15 protein-coding genes and 1 riboswitch are annotated in these 16,664 nt (G+C 38.7%); of the genes, 4 read left to right on the plus strand and 11 right to left on the minus strand.

Translation table 11 applies throughout. The features are described 5' to 3' along the window. Positions 1-2 precede the first annotated feature (2 nt). On the minus strand, positions 3-566 hold the full coding sequence (locus JBW_RS18290; protein WP_007960495.1) for a 4Fe-4S dicluster domain-containing protein: 564 nt from the start codon (positions 564-566) through the stop codon (positions 3-5). A 263-nt stretch (positions 567-829) separates the two neighbouring features. On the opposite strand from JBW_RS18290, the gene JBW_RS18295 reads away from it, so the two are divergent. From JBW_RS18295 to JBW_RS18310, 4 genes are all read left to right on the plus strand, one after another. Further along, entirely contained in the window at positions 830-1,732 is a 903-nt protein-coding gene (locus JBW_RS18295) for a LysR family transcriptional regulator (RefSeq protein WP_007960493.1), read from the plus strand. A gap of 24 nt (positions 1,733-1,756) precedes the next feature. After that, complete coding sequence (gene mobA, locus JBW_RS18300; protein ID WP_007960491.1) at positions 1,757-2,371, plus strand: molybdenum cofactor guanylyltransferase; 615 nt, start codon at positions 1,757-1,759, stop codon at positions 2,369-2,371. Between the two features lie 143 nt (positions 2,372-2,514). Continuing rightward, positions 2,515-3,726 carry a gephyrin-like molybdotransferase Glp gene (gene glp, locus JBW_RS18305; protein WP_007960489.1) on the plus strand — a complete coding sequence of 404 codons (1,212 nt, stop codon included), beginning with the start codon at positions 2,515-2,517 and terminating at the stop codon, positions 3,724-3,726. 37 nt (positions 3,727-3,763) lie between these two features. Next, on the plus strand, positions 3,764-4,780 hold the full coding sequence (locus JBW_RS18310) for a molybdopterin-binding protein (RefSeq protein ID WP_007960487.1): 1,017 nt from the start codon (positions 3,764-3,766) through the stop codon (positions 4,778-4,780). Positions 4,781-5,291: 511 nt separating this feature from the next. Beyond that, positions 5,292-5,376, minus strand: a riboswitch (cyclic di-GMP riboswitch). A 194-nt stretch (positions 5,377-5,570) separates the two neighbouring features. On the opposite strand, the gene JBW_RS18320 is transcribed toward JBW_RS18310, so the two are convergent. The 10 genes from JBW_RS18320 to JBW_RS18365 form a co-directional block, all read right to left on the minus strand. Beyond that, positions 5,571-6,260: a 4Fe-4S double cluster binding domain-containing protein gene (locus JBW_RS18320; RefSeq protein ID WP_007960485.1), complete on the minus strand. Its 690-nt coding sequence runs from the start codon at positions 6,258-6,260 to the stop codon at positions 5,571-5,573. A 104-nt stretch (positions 6,261-6,364) separates the two neighbouring features. Beyond that, the gene (locus JBW_RS18325) at positions 6,365-7,225 is read right to left on the minus strand and encodes a LysR family transcriptional regulator (protein WP_235333990.1); all 861 of its coding nucleotides are present in this window, start codon (positions 7,223-7,225) and stop codon (positions 6,365-6,367) included. Positions 7,226-7,350: 125 nt separating this feature from the next. Then, positions 7,351-8,442: a glycoside hydrolase family 88/105 protein gene (locus JBW_RS18330; protein WP_007960482.1), complete on the minus strand. Its 1,092-nt coding sequence runs from the start codon at positions 8,440-8,442 to the stop codon at positions 7,351-7,353. Between the two features lie 46 nt (positions 8,443-8,488). After that, the gene (locus tag JBW_RS18335) at positions 8,489-9,136 is read right to left on the minus strand and encodes a lactate utilization protein (protein WP_007960480.1); all 648 of its coding nucleotides are present in this window, start codon (positions 9,134-9,136) and stop codon (positions 8,489-8,491) included. Positions 9,137-9,421: 285 nt separating this feature from the next. Beyond that, positions 9,422-10,540: an ABC transporter ATP-binding protein gene (locus JBW_RS18340; protein ID WP_007960478.1), complete on the minus strand. Its 1,119-nt coding sequence runs from the start codon at positions 10,538-10,540 to the stop codon at positions 9,422-9,424. Between the two features lie 118 nt (positions 10,541-10,658). Further along, positions 10,659-11,825 carry an oligogalacturonate lyase family protein gene (locus JBW_RS18345; protein WP_007960477.1) on the minus strand — a complete coding sequence of 389 codons (1,167 nt, stop codon included), beginning with the start codon at positions 11,823-11,825 and terminating at the stop codon, positions 10,659-10,661. 53 nt (positions 11,826-11,878) lie between these two features. Then, entirely contained in the window at positions 11,879-13,210 is a 1,332-nt protein-coding gene (locus JBW_RS18350; protein WP_007960475.1) for an ABC transporter substrate-binding protein, read from the minus strand. Between the two features lie 66 nt (positions 13,211-13,276). Then, the gene (locus JBW_RS18355) at positions 13,277-14,113 is read right to left on the minus strand and encodes a carbohydrate ABC transporter permease (protein WP_007960472.1); all 837 of its coding nucleotides are present in this window, start codon (positions 14,111-14,113) and stop codon (positions 13,277-13,279) included. Further along, entirely contained in the window at positions 14,110-15,069 is a 960-nt protein-coding gene (locus JBW_RS18360; protein WP_007960469.1) for a carbohydrate ABC transporter permease, read from the minus strand. The genes JBW_RS18355 and JBW_RS18360 overlap by 4 nt, the downstream gene beginning before the upstream one ends. Positions 15,070-15,239: 170 nt before the next feature. After that, positions 15,240-16,601, minus strand: coding sequence for a glycoside hydrolase family 28 protein (locus tag JBW_RS18365; RefSeq protein WP_007960468.1), 1,362 nt, complete (start codon positions 16,599-16,601; stop codon positions 15,240-15,242). Positions 16,602-16,664 lie beyond the last annotated feature (63 nt).

Consider the following 16,664-nt stretch of genomic DNA (forward strand, 5'->3'; position numbering starts at 1 on the left):
ACTTATCCCTCCCTGACCATGAATTCGTTGTGGAATCCACTCATCTTATTGGCCGCCTCAATACGCCGCTGTGTTCGTTCTTTTACCATATCAACATATTGAAGGGCTTCACGGGGACAAGCTTTTACACATGCGGGCGCTCCCCCACATAGATCACATTTACTAGCAACAACCTCTGGTTCATCCCGCAGACAGTCCTCTTCATCTCCTATACGTTCTTGGCGAGAAACAATCAGTTCAATGGCTCCAAAAGGACAAGCCATTATACAGCTTTTACAGCCAATACAGCCTGCTTCATCAATTACAATCCGATTGCTCTGCTCTTTAATCGCTGACACTGGACAGCTCTTTAAACAAGGAGCATCTTCGCAATGGCGACATTGAACAGGCATTGTGATCTCAGGAGTTTTGACGAGATACAACCGTGGATTCAGGGAAAAATTCATATTCCCTACAGTCTTAATTTCTGTATCCAAATGAGCAACAGCACAGGCTACTTCGCAGACGCGACAGCCAATGCATTTTTTAGAATCTGCCAAAACGAATGACTTCAAATTACGACTCAACTTCAAACTCCTCCATTTCTTACTTCACTTAAAAATAAAGATTTAAACACGAAGACACGAAGAGTTTGAAGAACACTGCTTATTCCCTTCGTGTTTTCTCCTGCTCTTCGCACTTTTTAGTATTTTTCGAACATAAATTATGATTTGACTATATAAGTCTTTCAGATTACAATTATATCAAAATTTATTCCATACTAATAATACTAATAACATTCGTCTTCCATACTTTTTAGGTATTCGTGCTTTATAGGAGAATGCTTTTTATGATAAGTCTACGTGAAATACAATATTTTCTTGCCATTGCACAAGAAGGCAATATCACAACAGCTGCTCAGCGCTTGCATATGGCTCAGCCTCCTCTTAGCCGACAAATGAAACAGCTAGAAGAAAATTTAGGTACAAAGCTTTTTGAACGTGGTCATCGAAAAATTCAACTTACAGAAGCAGGGCGTTTGCTGCGCAATCGGGCGGAACAATTACTTAAGCTTATGGATACAACGGTAAAGGAAATCAAAGAAATCGATTCTGGCGCCTATGGAACACTGTCCATAGGTACAGCCTCCTCCTCTGGAGTTACCATTTTACCAAAAGTAGCGCGTATCTTTCGCAATCACTATCCGGATTTAAAGTTTGAGCTATGGGAAGGGGAGTCAATTCGCATTATTGAACTCTTAAATGCAGGATTAATTGAAATTGGTTTAGTACGTTTCTCTTATGATACGGATACCTATGAATCCATCGAGCTGCCTAAAGAACCTTTAGTGGCTGCTATTCATAAGGATAACACTAAACTTCTAGAAGAACAGGGCGATTCCATCCCTTTGCAAAAGCTCATGGATCAGCCATTAATGATTCATCGTAAGTATGAAATCATTATTACAGAACATTGCCAACAAGCTGGCTTCAATCCGTATTTACTTTGTAAGAGTGATGATATCATGCCGATTTTAGCCTGGGCTGACGCGAATGTCGGCATAGCAATTGTGCCACGAGCCGCAATTGGTCTTATCCCCAATACCAACCTAGTATTTAAGACCATTAGTGATCCTTGTATCAATATTGCATCAGCCGTTATCTGGATGCGCAATCGTCACTTATCGGCTGCTGCCCGTCATTTTCTTACTTTATTCACAACCATCACGCAAGACCCCTCTCCTCTATCCTAAACTTAAAAAGGAGATATTAAAACCTTGAATCAGCAGCAAATCAGTGCCATTATCTTAGCAGGCGGCAAAAGTACGCGAATGGGTCAAGACAAAGCCTCCCTACCTTGGGGTGATCATGATATTCTACACAGTATTATTGAATGTATGGAGAAGATTTCACAAGACATTCTTGTCATAAGCAATCAGCCGCGCAGATTGCCTTCCTCTGTCCGAGTCTTGACCGATATCATTCCTCAATGTGGACCTTTAAGCGGAATACATGCAGGGCTGCACTATGCTAAGTATGCTACTACTTTTGTTATTAGCTGTGACATGCCTTTTGTCATACCGGAAGCTGTGCAAACCATTTTAAACTACGCAGCAGCTAACAAAGAGCGAGATGCGGTACTGCCTCTATATCACGGTAAAATACAGCCACTCTTTGCCTCTTATCAAAAAAGTTCCCTCCCAATCATTGAGCAATCTTTGTGCGCAGGTCATTATAAAGTATCATCTCTTTGTAACTTGCTGCATAGCTTCTACCTATCAGAAGAATTGTGGCCATCCACCATCAATTTAGAACTCTTATTTAAAAACTTGAATTCTTTCCCCGACTATCAACAAGCCTATATTTATAAGAAAAACGCTTCGCGTCCTTAAAACATACAAAGCGTACCGAACCACAGAGGCAGAGAGCACTACACACTCTCAGTGTCCTGGTGCGTACTCTGTGCTCTCTGTGGTTAACATTCCCTTTAAAGCTTATAAACTCTATACTATATAACAAAAGAAGGTGATTTTAAATGATTGTACTAGAAGATGCCCTTACCCTTTTATTAAACCATGCACCACTGCATTGCAGTACCACGAGATTACCTCTGGCAGAGTGTTTTGGCCGTATTTTAGCAGAAGATATTACTTCTACCATGGATTTTCCTCCTTTTAATCGTTCCCCTTTAGACGGGTATGCGGTACAACTGAAAGATATTATCCATGCATCTCCAGAACATCCTGTCCTACTGGCGCAAATTGAATCCGTTCCTGCAGGATCAGTTCCTTGCAAAATTGTCAGTTCCGGACAAGCAACACGAATCATGACCGGTGCCAAAATTCCTGAAGGCGCTGATGCCGTCATTCGCCTAGAAGATACTCGCCTAATCAATGATCAGATCGAAATACTGACTGCCGATAAAGCAGCAACCAATATTTGTTCTCAAGGTGAAGAAATCCGTGTGAATGAGAAAGTATTAAGTACAGGCACTCTCTTAGAAGAAGGTGCACTTGGACTCTTGTCTATGTTAGGACAGGCCAATCCACTGGTTTTCCATAAACCAAAGATTGGTATCCTTGCCACAGGCAGCGAACTTTTGTCTCCTTCTGATCCTATGAAACCTGGCAAAATTCGCGATTCTAATAGTTATATGCTATTGGCAAAAACCCATAAGGCTGGAGGAGAACCTGTTTTACTTGGATGTGTAGAAGACAATTTATCTTCTATCATTACAAAGCTTTCTGAGTCGCCTGATCTGCCTGTGTATATTACAACAGGCGGCGCTTCTGTTGGCGATTATGATTTAATGGAAAAACTATTTCAGGAACTACAAAGCCCTCTTCTCTTTAAAGGTGTAGCAATTAAGCCAGGCATGCCTGTTTTAGCTGGGGTTTGGAAAAACTCCTTACTCATTGCTCTATCTGGCAATCCCGCAGCTAGCAGTGTTTCCTTCGAGATCTTAATCAGCCCGCTGATTCGTAAAATTGCAGGATTACGTAATTGGAATCACAAAAAGGCTATTGTAAAGCTTTGGGGTACCTTTACGAAAACCTCGCCAACTCGCCGTTTTGTTTGGGCACGCTGGTTTATGAGGCAAGGTATTATTTTTGCAGAGCCATTATCACATCAAGGTAATGGAATGCTAAAATCTGCCTTAGAAGCCAACGCATTACTTGAAATCCCAGCCCATAATCCCCCTATAAAAGACAGAACAGAGCTAGAAGCAATCCTTTTACATCTATAAAATGGGTACCATTCTTCTTAAAGGAGCGTTATTCGAAATGAAAATCATACATGTAACCAATGCTGTCGGCTTAGTTCTTGGTCAAGATCTAACGAGAGTTGTCCCTGGAGAGTTCAAAGGTGTAGCCTTTCACAAAGGACATATCATTTGTCCTGAAGATATCCCTGTAATGATGAACATGGGCAAGGACCATGTCTATATTTTGGAACTTGGTCCCGGAGATGTTCACGAAAATGCGGCAGCTGAGCAGCTTTCACTGCTGTCAGCTGGCGCTAATATCATTCAGGAACATGCCAGTGAGGGCAAAGTAAAGATGCTGGCTCATACCTTTGGCTTACTAGATATTCAAATCGATAAGCTATTACAAATTAATGAGATGGCTGGAGTCGCTCTATCGACTTTGCATTCTGGCACACTCGTTAAGAAAGATGAAGTGGTGGCCACTGCCAAAATCATTCCATTAACATTACCGCAAGACACCCTGGATCATATTGAAAGAATCTGCGCTTCTGAAAAAATCATTTCCATTAGACCTATACCAGCAAAAAAATCTGGCTTAGTTGTTACTGGCAATGAAGTTTTTTATGGCCGTATCAAAGATCGATTTGAAGAAGTAATTCAGAAAAAAATATCAGATTTAGGTAGCTGCCTGTCAAAAACTATTTTTGTACCGGATGATACCGAGAAAATTTCCTCTGCAATTAAAGAACTTTCTCTCGAAAATGATTTGGTCTTTGTCACAGGCGGCATGTCTGTGGATCCTGATGACATCACGCCCCTAGCTGTACGCCAAACTGGTGCAGAGGTTATTGTTTATGGCACACCCGTATTACCAGGTGCTATGTTCCTATTCGCCTATCTTAATGATACGCCCATTTTGGGTATTCCTGCTTGCGGTATGTTTAGCAAAATTACTGTTTTAGATGTTATCTTACCTAAAGTTCTTGTTGGAGATAAAATTACATCCCGCTTCATTGCTTCCTTAGGTCATGGAGGTCTATGCCGCACCTGCAGCGAAGGATGTCATTATCCCAATTGCTCCTTTTGCAAATAATAAGATTTTTTTAAAGGCTCTATACAATGCATAAAAAATAAAACGGCTCCTCAGCACTCTAGGCTAGGGGCCGTTCATCATCTATGTCCTACGGTTACATTTTTCTCCAATTCTTATTTGATTCTTTAATCATAGCTGGAACTACTCTGACTGGGTGAACAGTTACAAAAAGATATGCATCTTCTGAATGTGTTCTTTTTCTAAATGTAAATGGCAGGAAGACAAATAACACAATTGCACCTACAATATATATCTCGGGCAAACTTAATATGAATAGACTGCTAACCAAAAGAATAACCGTGATGATATACATACAAATGAACATTATAACTTTTTTCACCTCCAAAACTTTCTAAATGCCCTCTTCCTAAATTAGCATTATCTACACTTGCCATGGCACCTAATCATCATACTCTGCTTTACTTCTTTCCATGATTCTCTACAGCTCCATATACGTATAAAAGTAAACGATCAGAGATATACCCTGACCGTTTACTTTTAATTAAACCCAAACGGCAACCTGGCAATCATAGACCTCCGTCCTTAGACCCATAGCTTTGCGTCCCCATCTTTCGACAGGTTTGCCAAATATTTACTTACTTTCACCATAATAATACTAAAAACTACATAAGTCAAGCTTTTTCGGGGACTTATACCCCACAATTCGAGATATAAGTCCTATTACTCATCTAGAAAAAGACCATCCATCCCTCAACAAACAAGTCAAATCCTCTTAATCTGGTCCCTTTCGTTCCTATCCTGCAATACCAGCTTAGCATAGCACACGCATTTAGGCCTTCTTATTTCCATGCGGGCAAACCGCAACACAAATTCCACAAACATGTCCATGGAATTGAGAGTAGTTGTTTATTTTCCATAAGTCACATTTTCTAACATCAATCAATTTTTCCCTTGTTAAACTTTCATCCCAGATATTGCCGACAATTGCGCCCGCAGGGCATGCACCGACGCATTTTTTACATGTACCACAATAATTTGTTCCAACTAAATCATTCGTCTGAAATGGTATATCCGTTAACACTGTAGAAATCCTAATCCTTGGACCATATTTCCTCGTTATTAAAAGAGAGCTTTTGCCAATCCAACCTAACCCGCCCCTTACGGCTGCGGCTTTATGAGGGAATTCACCTGTAATATTGACAAAATCAGTTCTCTTGGAAGAGGGTATGGCATAAGCAAGATACCCCTTTTTATCGATTTCATTTTTTAACTGTTCCGTTATCAAATCAAGTTTATCATTTACGTTAAGATATTCGTCATAATACACTTGATTCGGTCCAGATATGATTTCATCAATTATGGTTGGCGAAAGAGGCAGTCCAATTGTTATTGCGTATGGAGTATTCTTAAATTTACAGGAAGAAATATCACCTATATAAGCAAACCCATATAATAGATTATCAAATGTATCTAATGTTTTTATTATATCATTTTGTATTTCCAAAGCAGTTGTTTGCAACGTATTCCCCTCCCAGCTAATCTTACTCTTATTATACTGAAAAGCGACGTTTCTTTGAAATTGAAAAGGATTATGAATGATATAAAAAAATCCTATATCATAAACTAATTTTCTTGAAGCCTTTTCACCAGAGTGTGTACTGTGGTTGAAAGATTTTTATCTTTACGAGTAATCGCAAACAGCGTGATTTCCAATTGACTCAATTCGTTAAATATATGAAATGTATTAATTTCTTTATTGAGATTCTCTACCACACTTCGTGGGAGCAGCGCAATGCCCAATCCCTCCCTCATCGCATTTTTTACAGAATCAAAATCGCTATATTCAAAAGTCGAATTCAGTCCACGTTTTTGCAGCAATTCATCACACAAAATACGGAAGGTACACCCTTGTCGAAAATTAATCACTGGGTACTCATCAATTTGTGGACACTCCTTATCTTTCATCAGTTTTTTATGTCCAACCCAAACAAGTTCTTCCGAATGAATCCTAACTGTATTTAAATATTTCTCAGAAATAAAGTCATGGACAATACCGATATCATATTGATTATTATTAAGTCCATTGAGCACACTGCTTGAATGTAAGCAAATTTCTACGTTAATTTTTCCTGCATTACCACTTGTTTGTAGTTGTAATAATGCGGGAGAAAGCAACGAATTGATGTAGTTAGATGATATACCAATTCTCGTATACTGAACTTCTGAAAAGCAATTCATATTGGTAACCGTTTCACCATAAATTTCGAGAATTTTTTCTGAAGGGTCAATTAGATACTTACCAGCCTCGGTAATATACAGTTTTTTACCAATCCTTTCAAATAATTGCACCCCAAAATGCTCTTCCAGCGTACGAATTTGGGCTGAAACAGTTGGCTGTGTAAATTTAAGCAGTTCTGCAGCTTGTGTAATGTTCTCGAGTTTAGCAACTACACAAAAGGTTTTCAATAAGCGAATATCCACCATACACCTCGAATACTAGTTTTATCGTCCTTAATTGCAAGTATACCACTATAACGCTAAAGTTTGGCGAAAATCACAAAACCGGCAATCATTTTCATGATGATGCCGGTTTTTGCAATACCCTGCTTCTACCGCCGTTGCAGCTCTGCTTCCCCAGAAGCTAAGATAAATGATCCTAACCCTTTTGGCTCATTGCTGACGATTGGCTCACTTATATAATAGGTAAACGTCCCATCGCGCTTGTCTTTTCCCCCTAGTCCTGCCACATAGCAAACCTTATTTAAATTGATCAGCCCTTCCTTGGTCTCTAAAATAAATTCATCCACCAATCCCTGGTAAGCTTGTTCAGCATTTTCCTTCAAACTTGCTGGCAGGTATCCTTTTCTTACGCCTTTCAATAATGCATACACAATCATAGATGATCCTGAGGATTCTAAATAGTTGCCTTTTCCCTCTCCCCCATCTAAAACTTGATACCATACATGGCTTTTCTGGTCTTGTACCTGTAACAAGGCATGTATACAATCATTAAATATGACCACTAGCTTTTCCCTATTTTTATTGTCTTCTGGAAAAACTTCTAATGTATCAGCCAAAGCCATCACATACCATCCCATAGCCCGTACCCAAAAATGTGGTGATAAACCCGTTTTCTTATCTGCCCAGAATTGTTCTTTCGCTTCATCCCAAGCGTGATATAAAAGACCTGTTTTTTCATCCTTTAGATTTTTTTCTGTTATTATGAACTGATTTGCAACATCATCAAATTCTGCTGGATTGCCAAATTTCTTTATATATGCAGCATAAAAGGTTGCCCCCATATACAATCCATCCAGCCATATTTGATGGGGGTAGATTTGTTTATGCCAAAAAACACCTTCACTAGTACGGGGATGAGTTTCTATTTGTTTTCTTAGTGACTGTAGTGCGAGCTTATACTTTTCATTACCAGTTGCTTTATACAAGGTTAGTAAGATTTTTCCATTATTTAAATGATCTATATTGTATTCCTTTAATCTGTATCCAGTGATCGTTCCATCTTCTTGTATAAAGTGATCCATAGTTTCTATGATGAAATCAAGATACTTGCTATCTCCTGTTTGCTGCCAAACCTTTGCGATACCATCTAAAGTTAAACCATATTCATATCCCCAGTGATCCGTCAAATTTATCTTTCTTGCGATTACTGAATCTGCCATCCATTGTGCATATTTTTTCATTTTTCCACCTCTTATTTTCCGATTTTCCGGTTACATCATGTTCCTGTTAATATCCAATTTCCTCGGCTATAATTACGATTTTAATTCTGCCTTCAAACTTGATCCCATTATGAATAATTGTTGTAAAATTACATATTCTTTTTTTACAATCACAGTCCACACAAAATCCAGTCTCTGTACAGGGTGTTTCATGTTTTATTCTTTTAGAGTTCATCGGTGCTATTTCCCGTATTCTCTGAAATGCATCCTCTAAGCAATCTACTATTTTATTAACCCCTGCTACTATGATGACGTTCTTAGGACCAAAAATCATTGGAGCAACACGATTGCCAGTACAATCTGTGTTCACTAACTCACCTTTTTTAGTAATCGCATTAGTGCCTGTCAACAAAAAATCTGCTGTAAGAGACTTTCTATGAATATCCACTATGTCAGGATCAAAAGGAAGATCCTGATATCTGTCAAAAAATTTATAATTGCCATCTCTCAGAATCTCAACCAATCCCATCTCGCTTAAGGTTGTTGATCCACCAATGGCAACACTTGCACCTTCTTCCAGCATTCCAAGGACCTTTTTTTTGGCTTCCTCTAAATTTTCCACGTAGGTCGCCTGAAAGTGCTTTCTGTTTAATATCGCGACTATATCTTTTGCTTTACAAAGGTTTTTCCAAGCTTTCATTTTATCGATGATCATCACCCTCCCTCTGCCAATCACATGTAACAAACGCTTATTTTCTTACGGTTTCTTTACCACAGAAGCTTTACTCCATTATAAAATAAAATCATTTTTTCAAGAATTTGATATATTAAGATAATTATTTGCTATTTTAATAAGTTTTTGACACTACTTCGCAGCAAATGAAAGGAAGCTAAGGAATAAAGCAATATAAAAAGTACACAAGGACTGCCGTGTTACTTTGCAATCATTGTGCACTTTCTTAATTTAAGAAGAGATATTTGGATATCGAGAGATCTCAAACTACTTACAAAGCATTATATTTTGCTGGGTACTCTTATCAAAAAGATGAGCCTTCTCCATATCCATGCTTAATGTAACCTTCTCTCCGCATTGCATCTTTATACTGCAATCGCTCCGCAAGGTGAGCATTGTATCAGCAACACCAGTGCAGTGCAAATATACTTCTGCCCCTGTATTTTCCTGCACTTCAATGCAAGTCTTATAGATATTTTCCTTCTGGGACTCAGTGGAGACACCCTCATTACGGATATCTTCCGGGCGTATTCCTATAATCACTTCTTTGCCAACATAGTTCAAATTCGATACTTTTTTTGCCTGGTCATTAGTGAGTTTCCATTCAACACCACAAGCAGTAAATATCACTTTATTTCCTTGGGCTTGCAAATTGCCGTTAATAAAATTCATTGCTGGAGAACCAATAAATCCAGCGACAAACATATTCACAGGAGCATTATATATCTCATCAGGTGTTGCAATTTGCTGAATAATCCCATCTTTCATAACCACAAGCCGATCTCCCATTGTCATTGCTTCTGTTTGATCATGAGTTACATAAACGGTTGTAGTCTGCAGCCTCTTTTGTAATTTACTAATTTCCGTACGCATTTGCACACGAAGTTTAGCATCTAGATTAGATAGGGGCTCATCCATCAAAAATACTTGTGGTTCTCGAACAATTGCCCTTCCTAAAGCCACACGCTGCCGCTGACCGCCAGATAAATCCTTCGGTTTTCTCTTCAATAAAGATTCTAAATTTAAAATATTTGCAGCTTCATGTACGCGTTTATCAATTTCTGGTTTTGCAAATTTACGCATTTTCAAACCAAATGCCATATTTTCATATACATCCATATGAGGATATAAGGCGTAGTTTTGAAAAACCATGGCGATATCACGATCTTTAGGCGGCATATTATTCAGCCTTTTATCTCCAATATACATATCCCCATCAGAAATTTCTTCCAACCCCGCAATCATACGCAGTGTTGTTGATTTACCGCAGCCAGAAGGTCCAACTAAGACGATGAATTCTTTATCCTTGATTTCCAAATTTACATCTTGAACAACTGTTGTATCACCATATCTTTTATATATATTTTGCAGTTTCACACCCGCCATTATTTCCACTCTACCTTTCCTGTAGTATTTATCCGATGAGCAAGTCACTTTAAGACTCTTCTTTTCTCTTCTCTTGGTACTCATCAGTTAGTTCATCAATTAGCCTGCCATCTTGCTATTACAGCCATTTTCCATTCTCCTGTTCAACCATATACAGATTACACTTTCCACTTCGGTCAGAGGTAAACAAGATCTGTTGGTTATCCCAGCTAAAGGTCGGGTGACAATGTGACTGCTGCATATACCATGATGTATGATGGGTACACAATGTCTTCAGTTGCGCCTTATCATCCTGCAGACTGATTAATACCAAATCATCCATTTGATCACCAATAAGCAGCATATTGTCATTAGTGGCATGATAGTGATTGCAGTAGTACGGCATAGGAATGCTCTTTATCACCTCACCATTTCTATCTGCCATTCCAATATACGGTATTTGTCCAAACTCAGGATAATTAATAATTGCTTGTTTTTTATCTGACGTAATTGTCCCATCATGCCCCTTTCTTCGATTATCAAAGAAAATTTTTCCGTCATTTGTCCAAAATTCATGACCAACGCAATCATCCTCTGCCTGACGAAAACATGGAATAACAGTACGATTTATAATATCAAGCAGCCAAATTCTTTGATGTACAAGATTCCACGGACCTTCATGACAGAACATGGCTATTGAGCTATCATGAGGTGCAAATTGAAAGTGACCTAACCAATGAGTGTCTTCATATATATTTGCAGCTTTTGTACTATCCAAATCCACCAGAGTAATCCACCCGCGCTTTACAGCGTACATTTGCTCTTTAAAACCTTTGTAATTACCGCCTCTGTATAATCCAGGGTCTTCATTCCGGGCAAGTCCAATAACTTTCTTGTTTGGGGAAATAGACGGATGTCCTAATTGAATACCAGTCTCCTCTTCGAAAATGTCAGTGGATTTCAGCGTTGTTGTATCTAACTTTTTAATTTTATTACCTGTTACGTAAATAACAAATTCACTATCCGGAGTCTTCGTATGACCACTTGGCATAATTCCTGCTTTTTCATCTGTCAGCTGACAGATAGCTCCTGTTTCCAAGTCCATTCTAAAAAGATTATATACTTCTGGAATTCGCGAGGCACGATCCGACATAAAATAAATTTCACGCTTCTCCATAGTGAAGGAATTATCTGTAAAGTAAAAATGATAATTATTACTTTCTCCAGCTGTAAGCTGCCAAACGACTTTACCGGTTTTCTCATCAACTGTCATTTTCTTTTCTGCTGGATATTCTTTTCCGATCATTAAGGTTACGCCTCCTTAAAGCTCTTTACTACAACCAGCAACAACTATATCCCCTATTGTTTACCAGCTACATATGCATCATATTTTTGTTTTGATTTTTCAAAAGCAGCTGCCCATTCATTCAGAAAATCTTCTGCTGATTTCTTTCCAGTCATTACAGCCTGAATACCAGGGTCGACTGTTTGATCCAGGATTGAACGATAGTCAGGTAATTGCATTGGTGGTTGATAGATTCTAAAGTTAGGATCAGAAAGCATTTGTAACGCAAGCTGCATATGAGGTAATTCTTTTGCCCAAGGTTCTTTCAAAGATTCTGTATTGGTAGGAATCTGTCCAATGCTTTGGTTCCAATAGCTCTGGCTTTCTTGTGAACACAAGAAACTTACAAATTTCCATGCTTCTTCTGGATGCTTCGTTGTTTTGAAAATGCCGTAGCCATTGGTATTTCCGCCTTCTTGCATGAACAGTCCATTTGCCGTTTTAGGTAAACCTAATGGAGCATATTGTTCTGGCTTCATAGATTTCTTATGTTCTGAGTAGGATCCAATATTATGCTGCACCATGGCAACAGCACCCGTATCAAAAGCAGCAATCATTTCTTTATAACCATTCGTCACATCGCTTTTCGGTGTAAAGGTCTTATAAAGCGCTAAGTATTTTTTAAGAAACTCAACATGTTTCGGATCATTAATGAGGCACTTACCATTTGCATCAAAATATTCAGTAAAACCAGAGTAAGCAAACATCATTCGCTGCAATTGAAAAGATGCACCATCACCGCCACGAATGGTAAAACCATAACGATTTTTGTCTTTATCTGTCATTTTTTCTACAGCAGTAAAAAATTGATCCCAATTTTCAGGAACTTGCACGCCAGCTTCTTTAAACCAGTCAGGTCTATACCATAAAATCTCCATATTCATCGTATTAGGCAATTGGTATAGTTTTTTATCCAATACCATATCACGATTTGACTGGATAATAGACGGGGAAATCTCGTCTTTCTCACTCCATTTATCAAACAACGGGTCCATTTCCAATAATACTTTTCGTGCCGTAAAATCAGCGATCCAACTCGTTTGCACACCAGATACATCCGGAAGATCATTGGCAGCAATGGCAGTATCAATTTTTTGTTTTGCTGACTTCTTAGGAAGACCAACATACTCAACATGGATATTGGGATTCTGTGCTTCAAATTTCTTAATTAATACTTCATAGTAGGGAGTACGATCTGGCCCTGCATTTTCATCCCAGAATACAATATTGACCTTTTCTCCTGCAGGCTGCCCAGTAGCCGCCTGCTTCTGCCCACATCCGAATAGCAGCACCAGCGAACTCAATAAACAGGCGACCATTAACACCTTTGTTCCTTTTTTGAACATAGCGAGTATCACTCCTTCTCGTTTTGTAGCTTATTGTCAACTGACTAAATTCTTTCACATCGAAAATTATCCTTTTACAGCACCTCCCAAACCATTAACTAGATACCTCTGTGCATAAGCAAACATGATAATTGCAGGGACTAATGCAATTACACTGCCAGCTGCAAGAGCACCATAATTAATGTTGAATTCTCCCATCATGTAGCTTAGCCCAACCGAAAGTGTAAAATTTGCCGCCTTGTTCGTAAGCATAAAGGCGAATAAGAATTCATTCCAGGCATAGATAAAAGTAAATACGCCCGTCGCTACGATTCCTGGTAACAATAAGGGAAAGATAACATGGCGAATGGCCTGCAGACGGCTGCAGCCATCTACCATTGCCGCCTCTTCAAGCTGCACTGGCACATTAGAGATAAACCCATTCATAAGTATAGAATTAAACGGTATTTGGAAAGTAGTATAAGCAATAATGAGGGATAGTGGATTACTGATTAACCCTAAATTCTTGAAGATAATGAACAAGGGAATAATGAGCATCGCCCCAGGAACAAACTGAGTACACAACAACAGAAGCAAAAAGGCTTTTTTCCCTTTAAAACGATATCGACTTAAAGCATATCCTACCAAAGTAGCAAAAAAAACTACAGATATAACAGTACAACCAGCTAGAAACAAGCTATTCTTAAAAAACAATGCAAAACCAATATTATTCCAGGCATTTATGAAATTATCAAAGGTAATCTGGCTTGGAATATACTCCAATGGTGTTTTGACAATATCCCCCTCATTCTTGAGAGCTGTATTCACGGTCCAGTAAAAAGGAAACATGATGAATGTCATGGTAATCAATAATGGAAAATACAATGTAAAAAATCGTTCCTTTTGGAGGCTGATTTTCATCATACTTCGGCACCTCTTTCCATACGACTAATTTTCAAATAGGTAACTACAAATACGAGCAAAATAGCAAAGGATATGACCGTTATCGCTGAACCATACCCAAAATTATTTTCGCGAATTGCCAATTCAGCAACATACATAGTCAACGTAGTTGTATGATGTGCTGGTCCCCCTCCTGTTAAGTTGAAAATTAAATCAACGTTATTATACTCCCAGACGCAGCGCAATAATGTTGTCAATATAAGCGTGTTCTTCAGTTGGGGTAAGGTCACATATAAAAATGTTTTTATGCGTCCTGCCCCGTCAACCTTGGCTGCCTCATAAAGTTCTTCGGGAATACTCTGCAAAGCAGATAGCAATGTGATGGCAAAAAAAGGAATGCCTCTCCAAAGTTCTGCAACGACAACTGCCGGGAAAACGGTAGCAAGATCTGCTACCCATGCCTGTCTCTGTTCAATAAATCCAACTTTTAATAACAAATCATTAACAACACCCATGTGTTCATTGTACATTAATGACCACATAACAGAAGTCAGTACACCGGAAATAGCCCACGGTGTAAAAGCAGCTGCTCTGAAAAAAGTACGAAATTTAAACTTTTGATTTAACAGCAGTGCAATGCTCATTCCAAAGAATACCTGTAATGAAACTTGTGAAACTACCCATTTGAATGAAATCCACAAGCTGGCATAAAACTGAGGATCTTGGGTCAAAATGCGTACAAAATTATCCAAACCTGCAAAGCCGTTATAGAACGGTGTATTGGCATTATAATTCTGCAAACTGTAATAAAAGACATTACCCAGTGGATAAAATAAGAATCCTGCAATAAACACCAACGCAGGCGAGATGAAAAGATAGGGAAGCCACTTTTCATAATCAAACGTATTCTCTTGTTGCGAAGACTGCCTCCTTTTTACCTGATTTTTTAGTGCCTTAACTTTTTCTTGTAATTGCATAGTTATTTGCTCACCTTCATTCTTTTAGCTTCATTTCCTTCATTATAGAATAAAAACAATTTTCCAAGAATTTGATATATTAAGATAACTATTAACTATTTTAATATATTTATTGCAGCTTATAATAAGAGTGCAAACCAGTGTGGCTTGCACTCTTATCATAAGCTATTTTATACGTCATCATAATATTTCCCATTAATACTGACATTTTTAAATACTAATCCTTCAACATTTTTCAAGACAAAAGGGGTTTCTACATTGTGCAATATGCAATTCGTGAATTGTACATTGCTAATGGGGGTGCGATCATATGCACTCATCAAAATTCCGGTTTTTCCGCCGTAACTCTCTAAGTTTTCAACAAAGATATTGCGCACAATAGGTGTATATTCCCCAGCATCTCCTTCTTCATAATCCATATCGACTATGAAAATTTCTTCGCCAATACTTTTTACAGTCGTATTTTTAAAGTAAATATTTTCGATGATGCCGCCACGTACAGAATTAGTTTTAAATCGTAATGCACGATCTAAATTGGGACTATCCATCACATTATGATCAGCAAAAACGTTGCGAACACTTCCCGATATTTCACTGCCGATGGTTATGCCACCGTGTCCGTCCTTCATATAATTATTCTGGATCACAATGTTTTCACAGGGAATGTTGATTCGCCTGCCATCACCATTTCTGCCTGATTTAATGGCAATACAATCATCTCCATTATTAAAATAGCAATTTTTAATCAAGATATTCTTACAAGAGTCTGGATTAAAACCGTCAGTATTAGGACCATGTCCCACGATTTTCACCTTATCGATCGTAATGTTTTCACAAAGCACGGGAGAAATCTGCCACATGGGAGAGTCCTTTACTGTAATACCTTCAATTAAGATATTTTTACTATTATAAAACTGTATAAAGCTTGGACGCAAATAGTGTCCACTGCCAAATTTTCTTTCTTCTACAGGTACATTCTGCTCTGCCATAGCAAACAGCACATCACGATCCTCAGCCTGATGCGCCTGCCCTTCTTGCCAACCATACTGGGTTAACCCCTTCCATGGCCACCAATGCTCATTATCACCGTTACCATCAAGTATCCCCTCCCCAGTAATGGCAATATTTACGGCACCATAGGAATAGATTAAAGGAGAATAATTGTACAGTTCCACTCCCTCAAACCGATTCAGCACCATGGGCAAATATTTTTCTAGATCTTGGCTGAATTTAACGGTAGCCTCTTTAGACACATACAAATTGACATTGCTCTTAAAATGGATAGGCCCCGTAAGGTAAATCCCCGCAGGAACCACCACCCGCCCTCCACCAGCCGTATTAGCTGCCATCATTACTCTGCGAAAAGCATCTGTACAATCCATTATTCCGTCCCCGACTGCACCAAAATCTGTTACTACAAAATCACGACGAGGAAAAGTGGGAGGAATAATTTGACCTAGGATGCGCTGAATTTGCCCCCACCCTTGCTCTGTTTCTGCTTCATGACCCGGAATTTGCTGTCCATAATTCATAATAGCTACCTCCAAGATTGGATTATTTTTTATACCTTAAACTGATGCATTGTTATTTGTAAT

The sequence above is a fragment of the Pelosinus fermentans JBW45 genome (assembly GCF_000271665.2).
Taxonomy (GTDB): domain Bacteria; phylum Bacillota; class Negativicutes; order DSM-13327; family DSM-13327; genus Pelosinus; species Pelosinus baikalensis.